Origin of the sequence: Conyzicola nivalis (assembly GCF_014639655.1) — a bacterium.
In the GTDB taxonomy this organism is placed as follows: Bacteria; Actinomycetota; Actinomycetes; order Actinomycetales; family Microbacteriaceae; genus Conyzicola; species Conyzicola nivalis.
On record NZ_BMGB01000001.1, the window covers coordinates 1,482,930 to 1,503,974 of the forward strand.

At 68.7% G+C, this 21,045-nt stretch carries 23 protein-coding genes; 9 read left to right on the forward strand and 14 right to left on the reverse strand.

Annotation, left to right across the window (positions count from 1 at the left end):
* Position 1: 1 nt before the first annotated feature.
* From lepB to IEV96_RS07310, 3 genes are all read right to left on the reverse strand, one after another.
* Complete coding sequence (gene lepB / locus IEV96_RS07300) at positions 2-691, reverse strand: signal peptidase I (protein WP_308419471.1); 690 nt, start codon at positions 689-691, stop codon at positions 2-4.
* A 194-nt stretch (positions 692-885) separates the two neighbouring features.
* Positions 886-1,233, reverse strand: coding sequence for a 50S ribosomal protein L19 (rplS, locus tag IEV96_RS07305; protein WP_188509980.1), 348 nt, complete (start codon positions 1,231-1,233; stop codon positions 886-888).
* 164 nt (positions 1,234-1,397) lie between these two features.
* Positions 1,398-1,898: an MFS transporter gene (locus IEV96_RS07310; protein WP_188509981.1), complete on the reverse strand. Its 501-nt coding sequence runs from the start codon at positions 1,896-1,898 to the stop codon at positions 1,398-1,400.
* 52 nt (positions 1,899-1,950) lie between these two features.
* Here IEV96_RS07310 and IEV96_RS07315 point away from each other — a divergent pair, with 52 nt between their 5' ends.
* Together IEV96_RS07315 and map are read left to right on the forward strand one after the other, a co-directional pair.
* Positions 1,951-2,592: a TetR/AcrR family transcriptional regulator gene (locus tag IEV96_RS07315; RefSeq protein WP_188509982.1), complete on the forward strand. Its 642-nt coding sequence runs from the start codon at positions 1,951-1,953 to the stop codon at positions 2,590-2,592.
* Between the two features lie 49 nt (positions 2,593-2,641).
* Complete coding sequence (gene map / locus IEV96_RS07320) at positions 2,642-3,421, forward strand: type I methionyl aminopeptidase (protein ID WP_188509983.1); 780 nt, start codon at positions 2,642-2,644, stop codon at positions 3,419-3,421.
* Between the two features lie 51 nt (positions 3,422-3,472).
* On the opposite strand, the gene trmD is transcribed toward map, so the two are convergent.
* The 5 genes from trmD to IEV96_RS07345 form a co-directional block, all read right to left on the reverse strand.
* Positions 3,473-4,177: a tRNA (guanosine(37)-N1)-methyltransferase TrmD gene (gene trmD, locus IEV96_RS07325; protein ID WP_188509984.1), complete on the reverse strand. Its 705-nt coding sequence runs from the start codon at positions 4,175-4,177 to the stop codon at positions 3,473-3,475.
* Positions 4,178-4,180: 3 nt separating this feature from the next.
* A complete protein-coding gene (gene rimM / locus IEV96_RS07330) occupies positions 4,181-4,819 on the reverse strand; it encodes a ribosome maturation factor RimM (RefSeq protein ID WP_188509985.1) in 639 nt (212 codons plus the stop codon).
* A gap of 4 nt (positions 4,820-4,823) precedes the next feature.
* Positions 4,824-5,060, reverse strand: coding sequence for an RNA-binding protein (locus tag IEV96_RS07335; RefSeq protein WP_188509986.1), 237 nt, complete (start codon positions 5,058-5,060; stop codon positions 4,824-4,826).
* 5 nt (positions 5,061-5,065) lie between these two features.
* Positions 5,066-5,497, reverse strand: a complete 432-nt coding sequence (gene rpsP / locus IEV96_RS07340) for a 30S ribosomal protein S16 (RefSeq protein WP_188509987.1) — start codon at positions 5,495-5,497, stop codon at positions 5,066-5,068.
* 180 nt (positions 5,498-5,677) lie between these two features.
* Positions 5,678-6,613, reverse strand: coding sequence for a DMT family transporter (locus tag IEV96_RS07345; protein WP_188509988.1), 936 nt, complete (start codon positions 6,611-6,613; stop codon positions 5,678-5,680).
* 120 nt (positions 6,614-6,733) lie between these two features.
* Here IEV96_RS07345 and IEV96_RS07350 point away from each other — a divergent pair, with 120 nt between their 5' ends.
* A complete protein-coding gene (locus tag IEV96_RS07350; protein WP_188509989.1) occupies positions 6,734-7,864 on the forward strand; it encodes a glutamate--cysteine ligase in 1,131 nt (376 codons plus the stop codon).
* Between the two features lie 4 nt (positions 7,865-7,868).
* Here the strand turns inward: IEV96_RS07350 and IEV96_RS07355 are convergent, their stop codons facing one another.
* Both IEV96_RS07355 and ffh read right to left on the reverse strand, forming a co-directional pair.
* A complete protein-coding gene (locus tag IEV96_RS07355) occupies positions 7,869-8,672 on the reverse strand; it encodes an LLM class F420-dependent oxidoreductase (RefSeq protein ID WP_188509990.1) in 804 nt (267 codons plus the stop codon).
* 25 nt (positions 8,673-8,697) lie between these two features.
* Complete coding sequence (gene ffh, locus IEV96_RS07360) at positions 8,698-10,308, reverse strand: signal recognition particle protein (RefSeq protein WP_188509991.1); 1,611 nt, start codon at positions 10,306-10,308, stop codon at positions 8,698-8,700.
* Between the two features lie 60 nt (positions 10,309-10,368).
* Here ffh and IEV96_RS07365 point away from each other — a divergent pair, with 60 nt between their 5' ends.
* Both IEV96_RS07365 and IEV96_RS07370 read left to right on the forward strand, forming a co-directional pair.
* Positions 10,369-10,890, forward strand: coding sequence for a gamma carbonic anhydrase family protein (locus tag IEV96_RS07365; RefSeq protein ID WP_188509992.1), 522 nt, complete (start codon positions 10,369-10,371; stop codon positions 10,888-10,890).
* Positions 10,891-10,928: 38 nt separating this feature from the next.
* Positions 10,929-11,798 (forward strand): HAD family hydrolase, encoded by an 870-nt coding sequence (locus IEV96_RS07370; protein WP_188509993.1) that lies wholly within the window; start codon positions 10,929-10,931, stop codon positions 11,796-11,798.
* A gap of 6 nt (positions 11,799-11,804) precedes the next feature.
* On the opposite strand, the gene IEV96_RS07375 is transcribed toward IEV96_RS07370, so the two are convergent.
* Together IEV96_RS07375 and ftsY are read right to left on the reverse strand one after the other, a co-directional pair.
* Positions 11,805-12,101, reverse strand: a complete 297-nt coding sequence (locus tag IEV96_RS07375; RefSeq protein WP_188509994.1) for a hypothetical protein — start codon at positions 12,099-12,101, stop codon at positions 11,805-11,807.
* A gap of 5 nt (positions 12,102-12,106) precedes the next feature.
* On the reverse strand, positions 12,107-12,985 hold the full coding sequence (gene ftsY, locus IEV96_RS07380) for a signal recognition particle-docking protein FtsY (protein ID WP_188509995.1): 879 nt from the start codon (positions 12,983-12,985) through the stop codon (positions 12,107-12,109).
* A 53-nt stretch (positions 12,986-13,038) separates the two neighbouring features.
* On the opposite strand from ftsY, the gene IEV96_RS07385 reads away from it, so the two are divergent.
* Both IEV96_RS07385 and IEV96_RS07390 read left to right on the forward strand, forming a co-directional pair.
* The gene (locus IEV96_RS07385; protein ID WP_229733131.1) at positions 13,039-13,629 is read left to right on the forward strand and encodes a hypothetical protein; all 591 of its coding nucleotides are present in this window, start codon (positions 13,039-13,041) and stop codon (positions 13,627-13,629) included.
* Between the two features lie 14 nt (positions 13,630-13,643).
* Entirely contained in the window at positions 13,644-14,210 is a 567-nt protein-coding gene (locus IEV96_RS07390; protein WP_188509997.1) for a histidine phosphatase family protein, read from the forward strand.
* 331 nt (positions 14,211-14,541) lie between these two features.
* Here the strand turns inward: IEV96_RS07390 and smc are convergent, their stop codons facing one another.
* Entirely contained in the window at positions 14,542-18,093 is a 3,552-nt protein-coding gene (gene smc, locus IEV96_RS07395) for a chromosome segregation protein SMC (protein ID WP_188509998.1), read from the reverse strand.
* A gap of 130 nt (positions 18,094-18,223) precedes the next feature.
* Here smc and IEV96_RS07400 point away from each other — a divergent pair, with 130 nt between their 5' ends.
* Together IEV96_RS07400 and IEV96_RS07405 are read left to right on the forward strand one after the other, a co-directional pair.
* Positions 18,224-19,309, forward strand: a complete 1,086-nt coding sequence (locus IEV96_RS07400) for a GNAT family N-acetyltransferase (RefSeq protein ID WP_188509999.1) — start codon at positions 18,224-18,226, stop codon at positions 19,307-19,309.
* On the forward strand, positions 19,306-20,379 hold the full coding sequence (locus IEV96_RS07405) for a GNAT family N-acetyltransferase (protein WP_188510000.1): 1,074 nt from the start codon (positions 19,306-19,308) through the stop codon (positions 20,377-20,379). Before IEV96_RS07400 ends, IEV96_RS07405 begins: the two co-directional genes overlap by 4 nt.
* Here the strand turns inward: IEV96_RS07405 and IEV96_RS07410 are convergent.
* Complete coding sequence (locus tag IEV96_RS07410) at positions 20,372-20,995, reverse strand: hypothetical protein (RefSeq protein ID WP_188510001.1); 624 nt, start codon at positions 20,993-20,995, stop codon at positions 20,372-20,374. The genes IEV96_RS07405 and IEV96_RS07410 overlap by 8 nt on opposite strands.
* Between the last annotated feature and the right edge of the window lie 50 nt (positions 20,996-21,045).

A 21,045-nucleotide genomic window follows, 5' to 3' on the forward strand; every position in this document is an offset into this window, starting at 1 on the left:
GTCAGCCCTTCGCGGCGTCGACCCCGCGGAACACCAGCGGGTAGTTGTCGAGCCAGGTCCAGCGGTCGAGCGGCCAGGTGACGAGCACCGCGCGTCCGACGACGTTCTTCACCGGCACGAAGGCCGTGCCGGGGGCGTCGGGGTCTCCCGAGTAGTGGTACGACGAGTCGGCCGAGTTGTACCGGTTGTCGCCCATGACCCAGAGGTAGCCCTCGGGAACCGTGACGGTGAAGTCCTTCTCGGTGGCCTTGGTGCGGTCGCCGATCTCGATGTACGGCTCCTCGAGAGGAACGCCGTTCACGGTCAGCTGACCGAAGTCGTTGCAGCAGGCGACCACGTCGCCCGGCAGGCCGATGACGCGCTTGATGAGGTGGTCGTCGCTGTCGGGGGCGCTCAGTCCGACGAAACCGAGCACGGCGTCGACACCGGCGACGACCGGGTTCTGCTGCACGGGTTTCTCGGTGCCGAGCAGCCAGTTGCCCGGGTCGGTGAAGACGACGACGTCGCCGTGTTCGATGGGCACGAGGTCGGGTTCGAGCAGGTTGACGATGATGCGGTCGTTGACGTGCAGCGTGTCCATCATCGACTCGGACGGGATGTAGAACGAGCGGATCAGGAAGGTCTTGATCAGGAACGAGATGAGCAGGGCCGCGAGGAAGATGAAGAGGATGTCACGGAGGAAGAGCTTCACGCCCCGCGCCTTGCGCTGCCTCTCAGACAGCGGCGGCGTAGCCGTGTCGCGTGCGCCGTCTGCCTCGGCGCGCGATTCCGCGGCCGGTTGTATTTCGCTTGTCATTAAACCCCTGAGCTCCCTGCCAATTGTATTCGGCAGGGAGCTCAGGAAAGACTCACATCGGGCGCGGGGCCCGAGATGGGGAAGGCGACTCAGTTGTCGCGCTTCTCCTTGATCTTGGCCTTCTTGCCACGCAGGTCGCGCAGGTAGTAGAGCTTCGCGCGGCGCACGGCACCGCGGGTGACGACCTCGATGTGGTCGATGACCGGCGAGTGCACCGGGAAGGTGCGCTCTACGCCCACCTGGAAGCTGACCTTGCGCACGCAGAACGTCTCGCGGACGCCCTCGCCCGAACGGCCGATGACAACACCCTGGAAGACCTGGATACGCGAGCGCGTGCCTTCGATGATGTTTACGTGCACCTTGACGGTGTCGCCGGCGCGGAAGGCCGGGATGTTGTCTTTGAGGGAGACCGCGTCAACGGCGTCGAGAATATGCATGGTATTCGCTCCTCGCGACCGCCACAGGTCGATCGCGTTCTAACTAAGTCGTGAAGAAGGGGATGTGTTTCTCGCGATCACGATTCCCCTGTGGCAGAAACGTGCGGAAGCACAAAGATCAATTGTTGCATATCGGCGCGGTTCTCGGCCACTCGCGACCCGGCTCAGCGCGCGGGCGGGTCTTCCCTGCTGCCGTCGGGGTTGATGATGATCACGCGTCCCTGGTCCACGGCGGGATCGTAACTGTCGGCGACGTACGTTCCGCCGTCGATCGGTCCCAACGACAGGGCCTCTTTCACCCGCGACCGGGTCTCCCTAAAGAGCAGCCAGACTGCGTTCCAGAACGCGATCACGCTCACGAGCACGATGACGATGGCCAGTCCGGAGAAAGCGAGGAATCCATACGTGATAATGGACAGGTGCCAGACGCCGACGATGGCGGCATCCTGCCACGAGACCGCACGCGCGACCCGCACCGACTTGCGCGCGACGGTGAGCCCGGCCACGGCCAGCATCACGAGGCAGAGCACCGGGCACACCACGAGATAGAAGACGAAGTCCCACCCCTGATCTGCCTGGACGATGCCACGGCCGATCAACACCCAGATCGGCAGCGCAAGGGCGCCGATAAACTGCCAATAGTAAAGCGCGCGACGAAGAACCATGTTTTTAGGGTAGCCTCAGTTTGCGCGTAACGAATACGAGGTATTTGTAGCAATGAAAGACCAATCGGCACTTCTCCCGAACTCTGCGAGCGTCCGCACTGAACCCGTGCAGCAGCGCAGCAGCGAGCGCATCACCCTGCTCCTCGACACCGCCGCGTCGCTCATCGACGAGAAGGGCATCGACGGCCTCACCACGAGCGATGTCGCCGCGCGCTCCCACTCCTCCGTCGGCGTCGTCTACCGTTACTTCCCCAACATCCAGTCGCTCCTGCGCGCCCTCGCCGCCCGCAACATGCAGCGCTTCCTCAGTGCGGTCTTCGTCACGATCGAAGAGAACCCGGGCGGCTGGCTCTCCGAGCTCGACGCCATTCTCGACATCTACGCCGACCTCACCCGCAGCGAGCCCGGCTTCCGCGCCCTGCACTTCGGCGACGTCATCGACGAGCGCTTCATCGACGGCCAGACCAACGCCAACAAGGAGCTCGCCACCAACCTGGTGCAGTTCCTGACCGCGCGCTACGAACTGCCGCAGACCGAAGAGTTCGAGCTCGACCTCGACGTCGCCATCGAGATCGCGTCGGCGCTTATGCAGCGCGCTTTCCGCGTCGACCGCAACGGCGACGAGCGCTACCTCGCCAAGGCCCGCTTCGTGGTGCGTGAAGTACTCGAGCCCTACCGCCGGGAAGGCCAGTAGCCGGCACAGCCCGGTGGTCGGCGGTGTCCTCGCCTAAACTGGCTGCACGATGATAGAACTGCGAACACCGGCCGAAGTCGATCAGATGGCCGAAGCCGGCGCATTCGTGGCGAGCGTGCTCGAGGCCACCGCCGCGGCCACCGACGTCGGCGTGAACCTGCTGGCCCTCGACAAGCTCGCCCACAGCATGATCCGGCAGCGCAAGGCCGAGAGCTGCTACATCGACTACCACCCCTCGTTCGGTGCCTCCCCGTTCGGAAAGGTGCTGTGCACGTCGGTGAACGACGCCGCGCTGCACGGGCTGCCGTTCGACTACACGCTGCGCGACGGCGACGTCGTCAGCCTCGACTTCGCGGCATCCGTGGGCGGCTGGGTGGCCGACTCGGCGCTGACCCTCGTCGTCGGCACGCCGCGCGACGAAGACCTCGCGATGATCGACACGGTGGAGCGCGCCCTCGAGGCGGGTATCGCCGCGGCTCAGCCCGGCGGGCGCATGGGCGACGTGTCGGCTGCGATCGGCGCGGTGGCACGGGCCGACGGCTTCGACGTGAACCTCGATTTCGGCGGACACAGCGTCGGCCACACCATGCACGGCGACCTGCACGTGCCCAACGACGGTCGGCCCGGTCGCGGGTTCCCGCTGCGCGAGGGCCTGGTCTTCGCGATCGAACCCTGGCTCATGCTCGGCACGTCGAAGATCTACACCGACAAGGACGGCTGGACGCTGCGCAGCGCCGACGGTTCCAGGGCCGCCCACGTGGAACACACGGTGGCCATCACCGCCGACGGCCCGAGGGTGCTGACCGCGCGCGCGGTGGAGCTTGGGTAATCGCGCCAGCGATTACGCGACCCCAGCGCCGAGGGAGCCTGCGACCGAGGTTTAGTCCGGCAGCAGGTCCGGCCGCACCCGGCGCGTGCGTTCGACCTGCTGGTCGTGCCGCCATGCCGCGATCGCACCGTGGTTGCCGCTGAGCAGCACGGGCGGCACCTGCAGCTCGCGCCACGATGCGGGCTTGGTATAGCTGGGGTACTCGAGCAGACCGTCCTCGTGGCTCTCCTCGGTGAGGCTCGCGGGGTTGCCGACGACTCCCGGCACGAGTCGCCCGATCGCCTCGATCATCGCCATCACGGCGACCTCTCCCCCGTTGAGCACGTAGTCGCCGAGGCTGATCTCGCGCACCCGCACGCCCGGCCGCGTCTTCGTGTGCTCGATGACGCGCTGGTCGATGCCCTCGTAGCGGCCGCAGCCGAACACGAGGTGCGGTTCGAGCGCGAGTTCGCGGGCGGTCGCCTGGGTGAACCGCTCGCCGGCGGGAGACGGGAAGACGACGACGGATGATTCGGCGCCCGCACCCGGACCACCGAGCACCTCATCGAAGGCCTCGCCCCACGGCTCGGGCTTCATCACCATTCCGGCGCCGCCGCCGTACGGGGTGTCGTCGACCGTGCGATGACGGTCGTGCGCGAAGTCGCGCAGGTCGTGCACACCGAGCTCGATCAGGCCGCGTTCCCGGGCCTTGCCGAGCAGGGAGATGTCGAGCACCCCGAAGAACTCCGGGAAGATGCTGATGATGTCGATACGCACCTGTCAGCCCTTGCTGGGCGCGGCGGGAGAACCTTCGTCTGGCGCGGAGTCGTCGACGTACTCGACGAGCTTCTCGGCCGTGGGCTGCTCCTCGTCGGGCAGCTCCTCGAACAGCCCCTCGGGGGGCGTGACCGTCATGGTGCCGGCCTTCACGTCGACCGACGCGACGATCGCCTTCACGAAGGGAACGAGGACGTCGCCGTTGTCGGTCTTCACGGTGAGCAGGTCCTGCGCCGGGAAGTGGTCGATCGCGGTGACGGTGCCGACGACCGTGCCGTCGCGCAGCACGGAGAGCCCGAGCAGCTGGTGGTCGAACCAGGCGTCTTCCTCTTCGGGAAGTTCGGCGAGGTCGTGGTCGACCCAGAGGATCGCCTTGATCAGGGTCTCCGCGACCGAGCGGTCGGGTACGTCCTTGAAGAAGGCGACGGCGTGGCTGTTGTACCACTTGAGCTCGATGAGCTCGATCGTCTTGTTGTGCCAGGCCGACGAATCGGGAACCTGGAGCGTGAACACGGCACCGGGGGTGAAACGACCGTCCGGGTCATCCGTGAACATCTCGACTTTGATGCCGCCCTTGAGGCCGTGCGCCTTCGTGAGGCGCCCGACTCGCAGTTGCGACTTGCTGGACTGTGTTGCTGCCACCGGTTTAGAAGTCGGTGTCGACCACGTCGACGCGCACCTTGCGACCGTCGGCGAGGGCCGCGATCAGGGTGCGGAGCGCCTTCGCGGTGCGGCCTGCGCGGCCGATCACGCGACCGAGGTCCTCGGGGTGCACTCGCACCTCGAGGACCTCGCCGCGTGGCGAACTCTTTGCTGCTACCTGCACATCTTCGGGGTGATCGACGATCCCCTTCACGAGGTGTTCAAGAGCGGGAGCGAGCATAGTTGTTAGGCCTTGTCTTCGGTTGCTTCTGCAGCGGCCTCGGGAGCGTCCTCGGTGGGAGCCTCCTCGGTCTTGGCAACCGGCTTCTCGGCCTTGGGCTTGAGAACGGGCTTCTTCTTCTCGTCGGAGACGAAGGCCTCCTTCGGCTGCTTCGTCTTGACGGTCGAAACAGCGTTCTTGTCACCCTTGAAGATGCCCCAGTCGCCGGTCAGCTTGAGGATCGCCTCAACCTGCGGGCTCGGCTGGGCGCCGACGGACAGCCAGTACTGCGCACGAGCAGAGTCGACCTCGATGAACGAGGGCTCCTCGGTCGGGTGGTACTTGCCGATCTCTTCGATCGAACGGCCATCGCGCTTCGTGCGGCCATCGGCCACGACGATGCGGTAGTACGGTGCACGGATCTTGCCCATGCGCTTCAAACGAATCTTTACAGCCACAATTCTCCTGAGATAAATGTTTTGGTGGCGAACTGCTAGCCGTGAGCGTGGGGGCACACTCGGCACAAAAGCTCTAAGGGATTCTTCGCACGCCTGATTAGAGGGTCGGGCACGCGAGGACTCAACGGACCATTCTGCCAGATAAATGGCGGATGCGGGAACAGCGACGACGCCGCAGACTCACCCGACGGCGCGCACACCGGGGCGGCGCCGGCTCAGGGCCACTCCGACGAGACAGATCGCACCGCCGATGATGGCCGTGACCGCCGGGATCTCGGCGAAAACGACGAACCCGAGCACGATCGCGAGCGGCGGGACGATGTAGGTCGTGACACCCAGTTGACCGGCCGGCATGCGCGCCAGCGCATAGGCCCAGGTGCTGAAGGCGAGGGCGGTGGGCACGGCGCCGAGGTACACGGCGCCGGCGATCGCGGCGGGAGACGCGGTCTGCAGGTCGGCCACGAGCTGACCGGCGAACGGGAGGCAGGCGACCAACCCGATGACGCAGCCGAGCCAGGTGACCTGCGCGGCGGGCAGGCGCTTGAGCGCCGGTTTCTGCAGGAGCACGCCGGCGGCGTAGGTGACGGCGGCGACTAGGGCCCACGCAGTTCCAGTGCTCAGTACCCCGCTGCCGTCGCCCAGCCCGGCGCCGCTCGTGCCGATGCCGATCAGCACGACGCCGAGGAAGGCAACGCCCGCGCCGATCGCGAGCCACTTGGGGATGCCCTCGCGCAGGAACACCCCGGCGCCGAGCGCGATGAGGATGGGCCCGATGTTGACGATCATCGCCGTGGTTCCGGCGTCGAGGGTCTTTTCGGCGATGTTCAGCGCCACGTTGTAGCCGCCGAACCAGATGACTCCGAAGCCGGCGATGAGCAACCACTCGCGCCTCGTCGGCGCCACCCAGCGCTTGCCGATGAGCACGAGCGACAGCAGGGCAGCGCCCACGACGAGCCGGGCGAGGGCGAGGGCTCCGCCCTCGAAAGAGGGAGCGGTGCCGCGGATGACGATGAACGCGCTGGCCCACGCGAGCACCGTGACCACGATCGCCACGATGACCGCCGGCGTGGGACCGGCGGGGCGGGTGACGAGCGGGAGCGAGGGGGACGCGGTCATGCACTCACGGTAGCGCCGGGGTCTGACACGCGGACGCGTCATCCGGACTCTTGGCAGTACATCTACGTAACTTGGCCGGGTCGCGCAGCGGATGCCCCAAAATATTGCCAGAATCACTGGATGGACATCGAATTCGCCACGTCGCAGCGCTCGACCGTGGGCATCGAGTGGGAGCTCGCGTGCGTCGACCACGCGAGCGGAGAACTCACTCCGGCCGGCCCCGAGGTGCTCGCACGGTTGAACGATCCGTCCGACGTCTTCCCGCACGTCACGGGCGAGCTGCTCACCAACACCGTCGAACTCGTGAGCGGCCCGCACGCGCGGGTGGGCAGCGCCATCGGCGACCTGCGCAGACTCGTCGAACGCGTGCGTGAGGTCACCGACCCGATGGGCGTCGACCTGATGTGCTCGGGCACGCACCCCTTCAGCCAGTGGTTCCAGCAGGAGGTCACGCCCGGCAAGGAGCGCTACGCAACCCTCATCGACCGCACCCAGTGGTGGGGCAGGCAGATGATGATCTGGGGCGTGCACATGCACGTGGGGATCGACGACCCGCGCAAGGTGCTGCCGATCGTCAACGGTCTGCTGCCCTACTACCCGCACTTCCAGGCGCTCTCGGCCTCCAGCCCGTTCTGGGCAGGAGAGTCGACCGGCTACGCCTCCAGCCGCGCGATGCTGTTCCAGCAGCTGCCGACGGCCGGGCTGCCGCCGCAGCTGCAGGAGTGGAGCGACTACGAGAGCCTCGTGGCCGACCTGACCCACGTCGGGGTGATCGACGACTACTCCGAGCTGCGTTGGGACCTGCGGCCGTCGCCCAAGTGGGGAACCGTCGAGATCCGCTTCTGCGACGGACTGTCGACGAGCGCCGAGGTGGCGTCGGTCGCCGCCCTCGCGCAGTGTCTCGTGGAGGAGCTGTCGCAGAAGCTCGACCGCGGCGAACGGCTGCCGACGCTGCAGCCGTGGTTCGTGCGCGAGAACAAGTGGCGCGCCGCCCGGTACGGCATGGAGGCCATCATCATCCAGGATGCGGCGGGAAACGAGAACCTCGTGACCGACGACCTGCGTGCCATCCTCGAGCGGCTGACCCCGATCGCGTCCGCTCTCGGCTGCCTCGACGAACTCTGGGGCGTCGAGACGATCCTCAACGGGGGCGCGAGCTACCAGCGGCAGCTCGCGGTCGCCGCCGAGAACGCCGGCAGCCTCAAGGCCGTGGTGGCGTCGCTCGTGACCGAGCTGCGCGACGGGCTGTAGGGCGTCAGGAGTTCTTCGCGTCGCGCCAGGAGAGCCAGTCGCGCACCGGCGCGAGGTCGTAGTGCGGACCGGAGATCCCCACGGTGAACAGGCGCGCCCCGAGGTCGTACTGCTCGTCGGCCTCGGCGACCGAACGTTTGGCGACCTCGGTCGAGATCTCGATCTCGCTCGTGTCGCGACCGACGGCCGTGCCGTGCTGCTCGAGGATTCCGAGCTTGCGCTCGAGCGTGAGCGCGTCGCTGAAGCTGTGCCAGATGTCGGCGTGCGTGGCCACGATGCGCAGCGTCTTCTTCTCGCCGCCGCCGCCGATGAGCACCGGGATCTTGCGGGTCGGCGCCGGGTTGAGCTTCCCCCACCGCTCTGAGATCACGGGCAGGTTCTCGGCGAGCGCGTCGAGGCGTCCTCCCACGGTGCCGAACTCGTAGCCGTATTCGTCGTAGTCACGCTCGAACCAGCCCGAGCCGGTACCGAAGATGAACCGCCCGACGCCCGACTCCTTGGCGCTGATGTGGTCGATCGTGCGTGCCATATCGGCCTGCAGGTTGGCGTTGCGGTAGCTGTTGCAGTTGACGAGGGCGCCGATCTCGACCCGGCTGGTCTGTTCCGCGAGGGCCGCGAGCATCGTCCACGACTCGAAATGCAGACCATCCGGATCGCCGTGCAGCGGGAAGAAGTGGTCCCAGTTGAAAATCACGTCGACGCCGAGGTCTTCGAGCTCCGCCGCGGTCTCGCGGATCTTCGCGTAGCTGGCGTGCTGGGGCGCGATTTGCGCGCCGATGCGGACGGGACGGTTGGCAGCGGTAGTCATTGCGCCAGCCTATAGAGCAGCGTGGCTAGCGGCCGAGGAACTTCTGCAGCGAGGCGAGCTCTTCCTCGCTCGGCGCACCCGTCGCGCCGGGCTTGCCGCCGCCGAGACCGAAGCCGCTGCCCTTGGCCGCCGTCGGAGCCGGTCCGGCCGCGAGCGCCGCGTTCTCGGCGGCACGCTTGGCCGGGTTGCCCGACTTCGAGCCCTTCTTCTTCGACTGCTGCTGCTTGTTGCCGCCGAACTTCTGTCCGGGGATCGGGCCCATGCCCGGGATGTTCGGCACGCCGCCCTTGGCCACGGTCTTCATCATCTTCGCGGCCTGGTCGAAGCGGTTGACGAGGGCGTTGACCTCGGTGACCGTCGTGCCGGAACCGCGGGCGATGCGCACGCGGCGCGAGCCGTTGAGCAGCTTCGGGGTGCGGCGCTCGGCGAGCGTCATCGACTGGATGATCGCCTCGGTGCGGGTGATCTCCGACTCGTCGAAGTTGTCGAGCTGCTCGCGCATGCCCTTCGCGCCCGGCAGCATTCCGAGCATGGCCTTCATCGAGCCCATCTTCTTGAGCTGCTGCATCTGGGCGAGGAAGTCCTCGAGCGTGAAGCTGTCGGTCGCGAATTTCTCCGCGATCTTCATCGACTCTTCTTCGTCGAAGTTCTTCTGCGCCTGCTCGATGAGGGTGAGGATGTCACCCAGGTCGAGGATGCGGCTCGCCATGCGGTCGGGGTAGAACGGTTCGAAATCGTCGAGCGATTCGCCGGTCGACGCGAAGATGATGGGTCGGCCGGTGACGGATGCCACGGAGAGCGCGGCTCCACCGCGGGCGTCGCCGTCGAGCTTCGTCAGTACCACCGCCGTGAAGTCGACCCCGGCCTGGAATGCCTTGGCCGTGGCCACGGCGTCCTGGCCGATCATGGCGTCGATGACGAAGAACACCTCGTCGGGGTCGATCGCCTTGCGGATGTCGGCGGCCTGCTTCATCAGCTCGGCGTCGACGCCGAGACGGCCGGCGGTGTCGACGATGACGATGTCGTACTGCTTGTCTTTCGCGAACTTGACGGCGTCTTTGGCGACCTTGACCGGGTCGCCGGCCTTGGGTCCGCCGAAGAAACCGCGGCTCGGGGCGGCCTCTTCGCCGCCCGTGTTCCCGGGCTCGGGAGCGTAGATCGCGACGCCGGCCTGCTGCGCGACGACCTGCAGCTGGTTGACGGCGTTCGGGCGCTGGAGGTCGGCGGCGACGAGAAGCGGGGTGTGGTTCTGGCCGGCGAGCCACTTGGCGAGCTTGCCCGCGAGGGTCGTCTTACCTGCACCCTGCAGGCCGGCGAGCATGATGATCGTGGGCGCGGTCTTCGCGAACTGGATGCGACGCGCCTCGCCGCCCAGGATGGCGACGAGTTCGTCGTTGACGATCTGCACCACCTGCTGCGAGGGGTTGAGCGCCTTCGAGACCTCGTCGCTCAGGGCGCGCTCGCGCACCTTGCCGGTGAATTCCTTGACGACGTCGAGCGCGACGTCGGCGTCGAGCAGGGCGCGACGGATCTCGCGGACTGTACCGTCGACATCCGCCGGGCTCAGCTTGCCCTTGCCGCGGAGGTTCTTGAACGTTTCCGACAGACGGTCGGAGAGATTTCCAAAGGTGGCCATGATGGCTCTAGTTTAACCGCGCCCGCGCGGTCTCGTGTACTCACGGCATATTCTGGGCGAATGCCGCTCATCGTTCCCTTCGGCGAATCGACGCCGTCCATCGACCCCACCGCGTGGGTCGCCCCGAACGCCACCCTGGTCGGGGCGGTCACGCTGGGTGCCAGGGCGAGCGTGTTCTACGGCGCCGTGCTGCGTGGCGACACTGACGCGATCACCATCGGGGCGGGCAGCAACGTGCAGGACAACGTCACGATGCACACCGACTCCGGCCTCGTGCTCACCGTCGGGTCGGGCGTGAGCGTGGGGCACGGCGCCGTGCTGCACGGGTGCACCGTCGAGGACGACTGCCTCATCGGCATGGGGGCGACCGTGCTCAACCGGGCCGTGGTCGGCGCGGGTTCGCTCGTGGCGGCGGGCGCGGTCGTGCTCGAGAACGCGGTGATCCCGCCGGGATCGCTCGTCGCGGGCGTGCCCGCCCGGGTGGTCCGCGCGCTCTCCGACGAGGAGCGCGGCGGCCTGGTCGAGAACGCCCGCCACTACCTCGAACTCAGCGCGGCCCATCGCGCCACCCCCGGAGTCTGACCGGCCCCGCGACATCCGCGGCTTACGCTGGAATGATCATGACGACACTCGCTCCCGCCGGCCGCCACTCCGAATGGCAGTCGCCCGCCATCGAACTGTTCGTCTCCGACCTCGACGGCACCTTCCTCGGCCTGACCGAGTCGCCGTCGGCAGCGGTCACCGAGGCGGCCGGGGCTCTCGTCGCCTCGGGCATCAGGTTCGCGTTCGCGACCGGCCGGCTGCCCGCCGGGCTGCCCGACCTCGCCGAGCTCGCGGCCGGACCGCACATCGTGCACAACGGCGCACAGGTGGTCGCGCAGACCCAGACCGGGCACGAGACCACCTTCGCGCTGGGCGCCGCGCAGGCCGCGCGGCTCGCCGCCGTGTGCCGGCGCTTCGACGTCTACGCCGAGTTCTACGCGCACGACGGCCACTACGTCACCCGCCCCGACCCGCTCGCCGAAGCCGCGTGGGAGCTCATGATGGGCAGCCCGATCGGCCTCGTCACCGACGAGGTGTTGGCCGAGACCACGATCATCAAGGCGACGATCGCCGACTACTCCGGGCGCCACACGGCGCAGCTCGTCGGCGAGATCGCGGCGATCGGTCTCGCCGCCGAGGAGTCGACGGCCCCCGGCATGCCCGACGCCGTCTTCATCAACGCGACCGCCCCCGGGGTGTCGAAGGGCACCACCCTCCGTTGGCTCTGCGAGCGGCTGGGCATCCCGCTCGGCGCCGTCGCCGCGATCGGCGACGGGCGAAACGACTCGTCGATGTTCCGCATCGTCGGCACAGCGATCGCGATGGGGAGCGCCCCGGCCGACGTCGTCGCACTGGCCCACTTCGTGGCGCCCGACGTGTTCGACGACGGGGCGGCCGTCGCCATGCGCGCGGTGCTCGCGCACACCACCGGCCGCGACGCCGCGTAGCCGCTGCTAGTCGACGGGCGGCGCGAGCGCCGTCGCCGCCAGTAACACGACCACGGGCGCGACCGCCACGACGATCGCCGTCAGTGCCACCAGCCGCGGGCCGTCCCCCACGAGCGCGGCGCTCGCGACGATGACACCGGCCGCGGCCACGAAGACCCCGGAGTACATCAGGATCGTGAACCCGAGCTCGTCGCCCTCACCGAGCGTGTAGCCGGCCACCTGCGCCGCGCCGCCCACGACGGCGAGCACGAGCGCGACGAGGGCGGCCCGGCGTTTCGACGCCGCGATCGCGGGCGAGACCACCGGGTTCAGCCGACCAGGTTCTGCACGAACACGTGCGGGGTAAATCCGGTCAGGTCGTTGATGCCCTCGCCCTGGCCGACGAGCTTGATCGGGATGCCGGTGCGCTCCTGCACGGCGAGCACGAACCCGCCCTTGGCCGAACCGTCGAGCTTCGTGATGACGAGGCCGGTGACGCCGGCGCTCTCGATGAACGCCTCCGCCTGCGCGACGCCGTTCTGACCGGTCGTGGCGTCGAGCACGAGCAGCACCTCGGCGATCTCGGTCTGCTTTTCGATCACGCGGCGGATCTTGCCCAGTTCGTCCATCAGGCCGCTCTTGGTCTGCAACCGTCCGGCGGTGTCGATGATGGCGATCTCGAAGCCCTCACGCTGTGCGCGTTCGACGGTTTGGAAGGCGACGGATGCCGGATCCTGGCGTTCCTGCTGCGGACGCACGATCGCGGCTCCCCCACGCTGCGCCCACGTCGCGAGCTGCTCTACCGCGGCGGCACGGAAGGTATCGGCCGCGCCGACCACGACGCTGCGGTCGCGGGTCGTCAGGAACTTGGCGAACTTGCCGATCGTGGTGGTCTTGCCGACACCGTTGACGCCGACCACCAGCACCACCGCGGGGCGAGCCGTGAGGTGCAGCGTGGGATCGTGCTTGGCGAGGCGCTCTTCGAGAGTCTCCCGGAGCATCCGCCTGAGGTCTGCCGGGTCTGTGGTCTTGAACCTGGCGACGCTCGCGCGCAGTTCGTCGACGATGGATTCGGTGATGTCCGGCCCGAAGTCGGCCACGAGGAGGGCGTCCTCGAGGTCCTCCCAAGTGGATTCGTCGATGGTCGGCCGCGAGAACATGCCCTTGAGAGCATTGCCCAGCGACCACGGTGTTGAGCGTTCAGCCATGCGCCCAGCCTACCGACGTGCGTGCGTCGCACCGGTTCGCTAGCGTGGTGCCCATGCAGACCGTCACGCCGTCGAGGGCGCACTACCGCAAATCAGTGCTCGTCGGATGCGGGCTGGCGGCGCTGCTCGTCGTCGTGATTCTCGCGCGTATGCGGGGCGGCATGCTCACCGCCGGAGTGGTGGTCATCGCCGTGGCGTTCGTGCTGACGCTCATCGGAATCTGGCTCTACTTCCGCAACACCAAGGTGCAGTACGGCGACGGCCTGATCGTGACCACCGACCTGTTCGGGCGCTCCCGCCAGTTGACGACCGCCACGGTGACGCAGGTCGTGCTCGTCGAGCACCTGCGCGGCGCCACCCAGCTGCCCGCACCGGTGCTGTTCCTGCTCGGCGACAACGGGCGCGCGCTGCTGCGCCTGCGCGCCGGGCTGTGGACGATCGACGACCTCGGCGCGATCGGCGCGGCGATCCCGCGCGACCCCGACGTGGTCACGGGGCTCATCACGTCGGCGGACCTGCGCAAGCGGTTCCCGGCGGCCGTGTCGTTCTGGGAGGCGCACGCCGTCGTCGCCAGCCTGGCCGTCGCCGCCGTGGTCATCGCCGCCGCCGCGGTGCTGCCGTTCATCTTCGCGTCAGGCCGCTAAGGCAGGATAGAAGCATGACCCTCGCATTCATCCGTCACGGACAGACCGACTGGAACCTGAACAAGCAGCTGCAGGGGTCGAGCGACATCCCCCTCAACGACACCGGACGCCAGCAGGCCCGCGACGCCGTGAAGACGCTCGAGGGCGTCGACTGGGAAGTCATCGTGAGCTCGCCCCTGAGCCGCGCCCGGGAGACCGCGTCGATCATCGCCGCCGGTCTCGACATCGAACTCGGCCCGGCCTACGACGAGCTGAAGGAGCGCGACTACGGCCAGGGCGAGGGCGCTACCGAGGAGATCATCGCCGAACGTTGGCCCGATCACCAGTACCCCGGACTCGAGAGCCTCGAGTCGGTCGTCGCCCGCGGCGAGGCCGCCCTCGAGCGCATCGACGCCGAGTTCGGCAACCGCAACACGCTGATCGTGTGCCATGGCACGATCATCCGCTACACGCTCGCCCACCTCGCCGGACGCCCGTTCGACCAGATCCGCAACGGCTCGGTGTCGACCTTCGAGCGCAACGGGGAGGCATGGCGCGTGCTGAGCGTCAACGACGAGCCGCTGACGGAGATCGTCGGCTAGGTCGGTTTGGGTGCGTTCTGGTCGCTAGGTGCGCTAGTTCGCCGCGAATTGAGCAGTTAGTGACCACAAGCGGTTCGGATGCGCCCCGCGCCGTCGCCGCGAGCGTCAGGGCGCGCCGCCCGACCCGTCCTCCCGACTAATGAGCGGCGCCGCGAGTTGTCACGATCGGGGCGACAACGACCCGCTAGAGCCCCGATCGTGACAGGTCGCACCGCGGTCGGGTCGAGCGGGCGAGCCCCGGGCGCATCCGCGGCCCGCTTTTAGTCGCTAAGTGCTCATGTTCGCCGCGAATAGCGCAGCTGGTGACCAAAAGCGGGGCGGATGATCGCGGCTAGCTCGCGACCTCGACCTCGTCGACCTGCGCTTCTTCTTTCGCGACGCGCTGGCCGATGACCGCGCTGATGCCGTCCGCGCGCATCGAGACGCCGTAGAGCGCGTCGGCGATCTCCATCGTGCGCTTCTGGTGCGTGATGACGATCAGCTGCGAGGTGGCCCGCAGGTCTTCGAAGATCGTGAGGAGGCGGCCGAGGTTGGCGTCGTCGAGGGCGGCCTCCACCTCGTCCATGATGTAGAACGGGCTGGGGCGCGCCTTGAAGATCGCGATCAGCAGCGCGACGGCCGCGAGCGACCGCTCCCCGCCGCTCAGCAGCGACAGCCGCTCGATCTTCTTGCCGGCGGGCCGCACCGACACCTCGATGCCCGTGGTGAGCAGGTTCTCGGGGTCGGTGAGGTGGATGCTGCCGGTTCCGCCGGGGAACAGCACCGGGAACACGGTGTCGAACGCCGCGCGGGTGTCTTCGAAGGCCGAGGCGAAGATGTCCTGCATCTTGTCGTCGATCTCCTCGATGATCGTGATGAGGTCGGCGCGGGTGTTCGTCAGGTCGGTGAGCTGCTCGGTGAGGAACCTGTGCCGCTGCTCGAGCGCGGCGAATTCCTCGAGCGCGAGCGGGTTCACGCGGCCCAGCTGGGCGAGCTTGCGTTCGGCGCGCGCGAGGCGGCCCTGCTGCTCTTCCCGCACGAAGGGCACCCCGTCGCCCTGTTCGTCGCCGGTCGTGTAGTCGTCGGGCACCGGCTGCTCGGGCCCGTACTCGGCCACGAGCACGTCTTCGACCAGGCCGAGCTCTTCGCCCGCCCGCTCGAGAAGTGTCGAAAGGTGCAGCTTCTTCTCGTAGATCTGCATCTCGAGTCCGTGCACGTTCTCGCTCACGGTCGTCAGCCTGTCGCGCAGCTCGTGGCCCTGCCTGCGCAGCTCGGCGAGCTCCTCGTTCTGGGCGCTGCGGGCGGCCTCGGCCGTCGCGAGCTCGAGGCGGGCCGCCGATACCGAGCGGTCGACCGAATCGAGCACGGCGGGCAGCGCCGCGATGACACCCTGCGCCGACTGCACCTGCCGGCGGCGGATGACGGCGCGGCGGGCGGCTTCCTCGGCCGCGGCGCGCTCGGCCTCGAGCTGCGCGGCGAGCTGGGTGGCGCGCAGTTCCTGTGCGCGCACGCGTTCACGCGCGGTCTCCACCTGCAGGCGCGCTTCGATCTCGCGCTCGCGGGCGGCGTCGAGTTCGGCGTCGATGCCCTCGCGCGCTCCCACGTCGAGGATCGGCCGTGGCCGCGACTGGGCCGTCTCGAGTTCTTGCTGCGCCCGTTCGACCGCACCGACGGCATCCGTCACCGCGTCTGCGGCGAGCGCCAGCCCGCGTTCCAGTCGTTCCGCCTCGGCCTCGGCGGCCTCGACCTGCACCCGCGCGCGGTTGAGGCGCTCGGTCTGGGCGGCGAGCTGGGAGTCGAACTCGCGCAGGCTCGCGAGCGCGCGCACGGATTGCTCTTTGGCGACCTTCACGGTTCCGCGCTGCTCGGCGAGGGCGAACTGGCCGCGTTCGATGAGCGACAGCACCTCGGTGAGACGGTGCTGGGCCGCGTCGCGGTCGGCGACGAGTTCGAGCCGTGACCGCTTGGCGCCCGAGCCGCCCTTGAGCACGAGCCGGCTGAGCAGATCGCCCGCCCTGGTGATGACCGTGAGCCCCGCGGATGCGCCCTCCCCGACGCCGGCCCACACGTCACGCGCGACGTCGAGATCGTCGGCGATGACCACGTTGGCCAACAGGCCGAGCACGCCGTCTGGAGCGGTGACGACGCTGTGGGCGGTCACGGCGCCCGCGGGCAGTACTGCGTCGAAGCCGTGTTCCGGGTCGGAACCGGCGAGCACGAGCTCCACCCGGCCGAGTTCGCCGGCCTGCGCGTGGGCGAGAGCGTCGATGCCGGCCGAGCGGTCGTCGGCGAGCACGGCATCGGCGAGCGATCCGAGGGCGGCGGCGACGGCGGCCTCGTAGCCGGGCCGCACCTGCACGTGTTCGGCGACGAGGCCGCGGATGCCCTGCAGGCGCGCGGCGACGAGGGCGCTCGAGCCGTCCTTCTGGTCGAGGGCGAGCGAGAGGGCGCCGACGCGGGCGTTCAGCGCGTCCCGTTCGCGTTCGTGGCCGTGCAGCTCTTCGCGCAGCCGGTCGATGTCGGCTTCGGCCGCGACGACCTCGGCCTGCGCCGTCTGGTAGAGCGCGTCGAGGTCGGTCTCGCTCGCGTCGTTCAATGTGGCGGCGCCCTCGATCTCGGCGAGATTGGCGGCGGCTACCGAGCCGCGCTCACGGGCGGCGTCGAGCGCGTTCTGCTGGCGCAGCACCTCGCCGCGCACGGCGGCCAACCGGGACGCGGCGGTGGCGGCCTGGCCGGTGAGTTTCGAGATCTCGAGGTCGTGGCGCGAGACGAGCGAGCTCTGGTGGGCGATCTCCTCGTCGAGAGCGTCGAGGGTGGCACGGGCTTCGACCGTGGCGGCCTGCGCCTCGCGCCAGCCGGTCTCCGCGTCGCCGATCGTCTCGGTGAGCCGCTCGGCCTCGTCGCGGGCCTCGGCGACCATCGCCGGGGTCACTCCGGGAGCGGATTCGGCGACCTCGGACTGCTGGCCCAGCAGCGCGAGCCGCTGGTTGGCGAGCGAGTAGAGGTTGCGCAGCCGCTCCTGCACCGACTCGAGGCCGAACGCCACGCGACGGGCGGCGTCGACGGCATCGCCGACCTGCGCCTGCTCGAGCCGGTGCTCGCGCAGCTTGGCCTGGTCGAGCTGCTCCTGCAGCACGATGCGCTCGGTCTTGCGTTCGCTCTCGCTGCGGCTCGAGGCCGTGATCGCGGCACGCAGTTCGACGACCTCGTCGGCGAGCAGGCGGGCCTTCGCGTCGCGCACGATGCTCGCGATCGACTGGGCCTCCTTGGCGATCTCCGCCTGGTGCCCGAGCGGCTTGAGCTGGCGGCGGATCTCCCCGGCGAGGTCGCTCAGTCGCGTCAGGTTGGCCTGCATCGCGTCAAGTTTGCGCAGCGTTTTCTCTTTGCGGCGGCGGTGCTTGAGGATGCCGGCGGCCTCTTCGATGAAGCCGCGGCGTTCCTCGGGGCTCGCGCGCAGAACGGCGTCGAGCTGCCCCTGGCCGACGATCACGTGCATCTCGCGTCCGAGGCCCGAGTCGCTCAACAGTTCCTGCACGTCGAGCAGACGCACCGACGAGCCGTTGATGGCGTACTCGCTGCCCCCGTTGCGGAACAGCGTGCGGCTGATCGACACCTCGGCGTACTCGATCGGCAGCGCGCCGTCGGAGTTGTCGATGGTGAGAATGACCTCGGCGCGCCCGAGAGGACCCTTGGTCGAGGTGCCGGCGAAGATGACGTCTTCCATCTTGCCGCCGCGCAGCGTCTTCGCGCCCTGCTCGCCCATCACCCAGGCGAGCGCGTCGACGACGTTGCTCTTGCCCGAGCCGTTGGGACCGACGACGCAGGTGACACCGCGTTCGAAGGCGAAAGTGGTCGGCTGTGCGAACGACTTGAAACCCTTGAGGGTGAGGCTCTTCAGATACACGAGCCCTCCCTTCCGGCCTGAAGTCTGGCTCAACGGTACCGGATCGCCGGGTTTGCGCCGGTCGTGCCGCGCCAACGGCGTTGTGCCCAGAGCGTTGTGCTGCGCTCGCGACTGCGCAGAGACTGGGTTCATGACACCCACCTTCACCGTCGAAGAGCTCGTCGTACCGCAGACCATCGACTCGCCCGACGCGGCCGACTTCGTCGAGACCATCGAGCTGCGCAACCTCGTCGAGGCCCTCGCCTACGGCACGCACGAACTGGAGATGACGGCCGTCGAGACCTTGCCGTTCTGGCTCGACCCCGAGAACTCCCCGCGTCGCCTCTTCGGCGTGCGCATCGACGGGCGCCTCGTCGGTCGCGGCTTCTACGAGACCAACGTGGGCAAGGAGGGCAGCGACGCCGTGGCGTGGGGTGCCGTCGAGGTGCTCCCCGACTTCCGCGGGCGGGGCATCGGAACGGCGATCGCCGAGTTCATCGAGCGGGTCGCGCGCGACGAGGGACGCGACCGCCTGCTCGTCTACGTGGCCTCCCCCGACGGTCCCGGCGAGCGCCTCGACGCCGCCACCGGATTCGGTTCGGTGCCGCGCGACAACGGCGAGGTGCGCTTCCTGCTCGGCCGGGGATACCGGCTCGAGCAGATCGAGCGGGCGAGTCGTCTACCTTTGCCGCTCGACGACGGCGAACTGCGCGCGGCGTTCGCCGGGGCATCCGCGGCCTCGGGCGCCGACTATTCCGTGCACTACTGGACCGGCGCGACGCCCGAGCGCTGGCTCGACGACCTCGCGCTGCTGTACACCCGCATGAGCACGGATGCGCCTTCGGCGGGACTCGAGGAACCCGAAGACGTGTGGACGGCGACGAGAGTCTCGGCCGACGACGAACGTCAGGCGGCCAGCCCGCGCACCTCCCTCACGGCGGCGGTGGAGCACGTTCCCACCGGACGCCTCGTCGGTTTCACCGTGCTGTCGCTGCCCTCCGACACCGCCCGCTCGGTGGGCCAGTACGACACGCTCGTGCTGCGTGAGCACCGCGGTCACCGGCTGGGCATGCTGCTCAAGGTCGCGAACCTGGCCGCCCTGCACCAACACCACCCGGGGTACCCGTCGGTGATCACCTTCAACGCCGAGGAGAACCGGCACATGCTGCAGGTCAACGAGGACCTCGGCTTCGTGCCGATCGGCTACGAGGGCGCCTGGAGGAAGCGGCTGTCGTGACCGCCTTCTCGATCGGAGAACTCGTGATCCCGGCGTCGATCGACGCGCCGGACGCCGGGGACTTCATCGAGATGACGCGCGTGCGCAACCGGGTCGGCGTGGAGGTGACCGGCTGTTCCGACCTCGCCGTGCGGCCGGACGAGCTGCTGCCCAGCTGGCACGCGCAGGCGTTCGAAGAGAAGCGGATGCTCGTGGCCAGGGTCGAGGGACGGATCGTCGCGCGGGCGGTCATCGAGCTGCCGCTCGGCACGCCCCTGGCGTGGATCGCCGTCGAGGTGCTGCGGCGCTTCCGCCGGCACGGCATCGGCTCGGCGCTCTACGAGCGCGTCGAGTCGATGGCCGCGGCCGCGCGGCACCCGGTGCTGCAGGGCTTCGTCATCCAGGGCGCGAGCGACTCGGTCGAGCGCATCGTGGCGCCCACCGGGTTCGGCTCGGTGGCGCGCGACGACGACGGCTCGCGTTTCTTGCTCGCGCGGGGTTTCGCTTTGGAACAGGTGGCGCGGATGAGCCGGCTCGGGCTTCCGGCGGACCGCAGCGCCATGCATCGGCTGTTCGTCCGGGCTGCGGCCGACGCCGGTGTCGACTACCGGATGCACTACTGGACCGGCCGCACGCCGCCGGAACACCTGCTGCAGATCGCCGATCTACGCGGCCGGCTGGCGACGGACGCCCCGCAGGGCGGTCTCGAACCCGACACCTCGGCCTGGACGGTCGACCGGGTGCGGGCCGAAGACGACTACCTCGAGGCGAGTCCGCGCACCCGCCTCACCGCCCTCGTGGAGTACCAGCCGACCGGTGAGGCGGCCGGCTACACCGAACTCGACGTTCCGGCCGAGCCCTCACGTGCGGTCACGCAGGGAGACACGATCGTGCTGCAGGAACACCGCGGGCACCGGCTGGGAATGCTGCTGAAGACGGCGAACCTGTTGCGACTCGGAGATCTCGAGCCGCGGCATCCGTCGGTCTTGTCCTTCGCCGCCGAGGAGAACCGGCACATGCTGCAGCTGAACGACGCGCTCGGTTTTGTGCCGTGGGGCTACGAGGGGGCGTGGAAAAAGGTGCTCAGCTGAGTTCGTCGGGCACGCCAGGGCAGAACTGCTCGAGCTCGGCCAGTGCCGCGACGGCGTCTTCCCCGCCCCGGTTCGCCAGCGTGGGCGCCCAGTTTTGGAACGGCCACTCGGCGACGAACCGCTCGCGGACGGGCGGGTCCGCCGATATCTCGAAACCGTGCTCGGCGTAACAGGGCACCACGAAGCCGGTCCAGTAGTCGTATAGGTAGCCGGCCTGCGCGGACGAAAGCATCGAGGTCGGCACTGGCGGATTCTGCGCGAAGCACACGTAGTCTGCGAGGGCGACCTGCTCGCTCGACTGGAGCCCGTCGGAAACGCACGCGGAGACACCGGCGCCGGTGGTGTCAGCTACCGTGACAGTCGGTCGAACCGCGTCGGGGTACGACTGCGTCACAATCGACCATCGGTAATTCTGGAACCGGGCGATGAAGTCGGCCTCCCGCTCGGGCGTCATCGGCTCGCCCTCCGGCACTTCGCCCAGCGCGGCAAGCACGGCACCATCTTTGATCGTGTAGGGCTCGCTCTCGGGCTTCAGCTCGACCGGCCCGACGAAGGTGCAGCCCGCGAGTGCCAGCAGCGCGAGCGCGACGGCGGGCAGCATTCGAGGTGTTCTCACCCTCGAACGCTAGCCCGACTTGGCGCCGTCGCACATCAGACTTTCGGCTG

Excerpts from the sequence above, each read along its gene's own strand:
- IEV96_RS07335 (WP_188509986.1), bottom strand. The coding sequence starts at position 5,060 with ATGCTCGCTCCCGCTCTTGAACACCTCGTGAAGGGGATCGTCGATCAC.
- ffh (WP_188509991.1), bottom strand. The coding sequence starts at position 10,308 with ATGGCCACCTTTGGAAATCTCTCCGACCGTCTGTCGGAAACGTTCAAG.
- IEV96_RS07350 (WP_188509989.1), top strand. The coding sequence starts at position 6,734 with ATGGACATCGAATTCGCCACGTCGCAGCGCTCGACCGTGGGCATCGAG.
- IEV96_RS07390 (WP_188509997.1), top strand. The coding sequence starts at position 13,644 with ATGACCCTCGCATTCATCCGTCACGGACAGACCGACTGGAACCTGAAC.
- ftsY (WP_188509995.1), bottom strand. The coding sequence starts at position 12,985 with ATGGCTGAACGCTCAACACCGTGGTCGCTGGGCAATGCTCTCAAGGGC.
- IEV96_RS07400 (WP_188509999.1), top strand. The coding sequence starts at position 18,224 with ATGACACCCACCTTCACCGTCGAAGAGCTCGTCGTACCGCAGACCATC.
- IEV96_RS07355 (WP_188509990.1), bottom strand. The coding sequence starts at position 8,672 with ATGACTACCGCTGCCAACCGTCCCGTCCGCATCGGCGCGCAAATCGCG.
- rplS (WP_188509980.1), bottom strand. The coding sequence starts at position 1,233 with ATGCATATTCTCGACGCCGTTGACGCGGTCTCCCTCAAAGACAACATC.
- IEV96_RS07385 (WP_229733131.1), top strand. The coding sequence starts at position 13,039 with ATGCAGACCGTCACGCCGTCGAGGGCGCACTACCGCAAATCAGTGCTC.
- IEV96_RS07315 (WP_188509982.1), top strand. The coding sequence starts at position 1,951 with ATGAAAGACCAATCGGCACTTCTCCCGAACTCTGCGAGCGTCCGCACT.
- map (WP_188509983.1), top strand. The coding sequence starts at position 2,642 with ATGATAGAACTGCGAACACCGGCCGAAGTCGATCAGATGGCCGAAGCC.
- IEV96_RS07370 (WP_188509993.1), top strand. The coding sequence starts at position 10,929 with ATGACGACACTCGCTCCCGCCGGCCGCCACTCCGAATGGCAGTCGCCC.
- IEV96_RS07365 (WP_188509992.1), top strand. The coding sequence starts at position 10,369 with ATGCCGCTCATCGTTCCCTTCGGCGAATCGACGCCGTCCATCGACCCC.
- IEV96_RS07310 (WP_188509981.1), bottom strand. The coding sequence starts at position 1,898 with ATGGTTCTTCGTCGCGCGCTTTACTATTGGCAGTTTATCGGCGCCCTT.
- IEV96_RS07345 (WP_188509988.1), bottom strand. The coding sequence starts at position 6,613 with ATGACCGCGTCCCCCTCGCTCCCGCTCGTCACCCGCCCCGCCGGTCCC.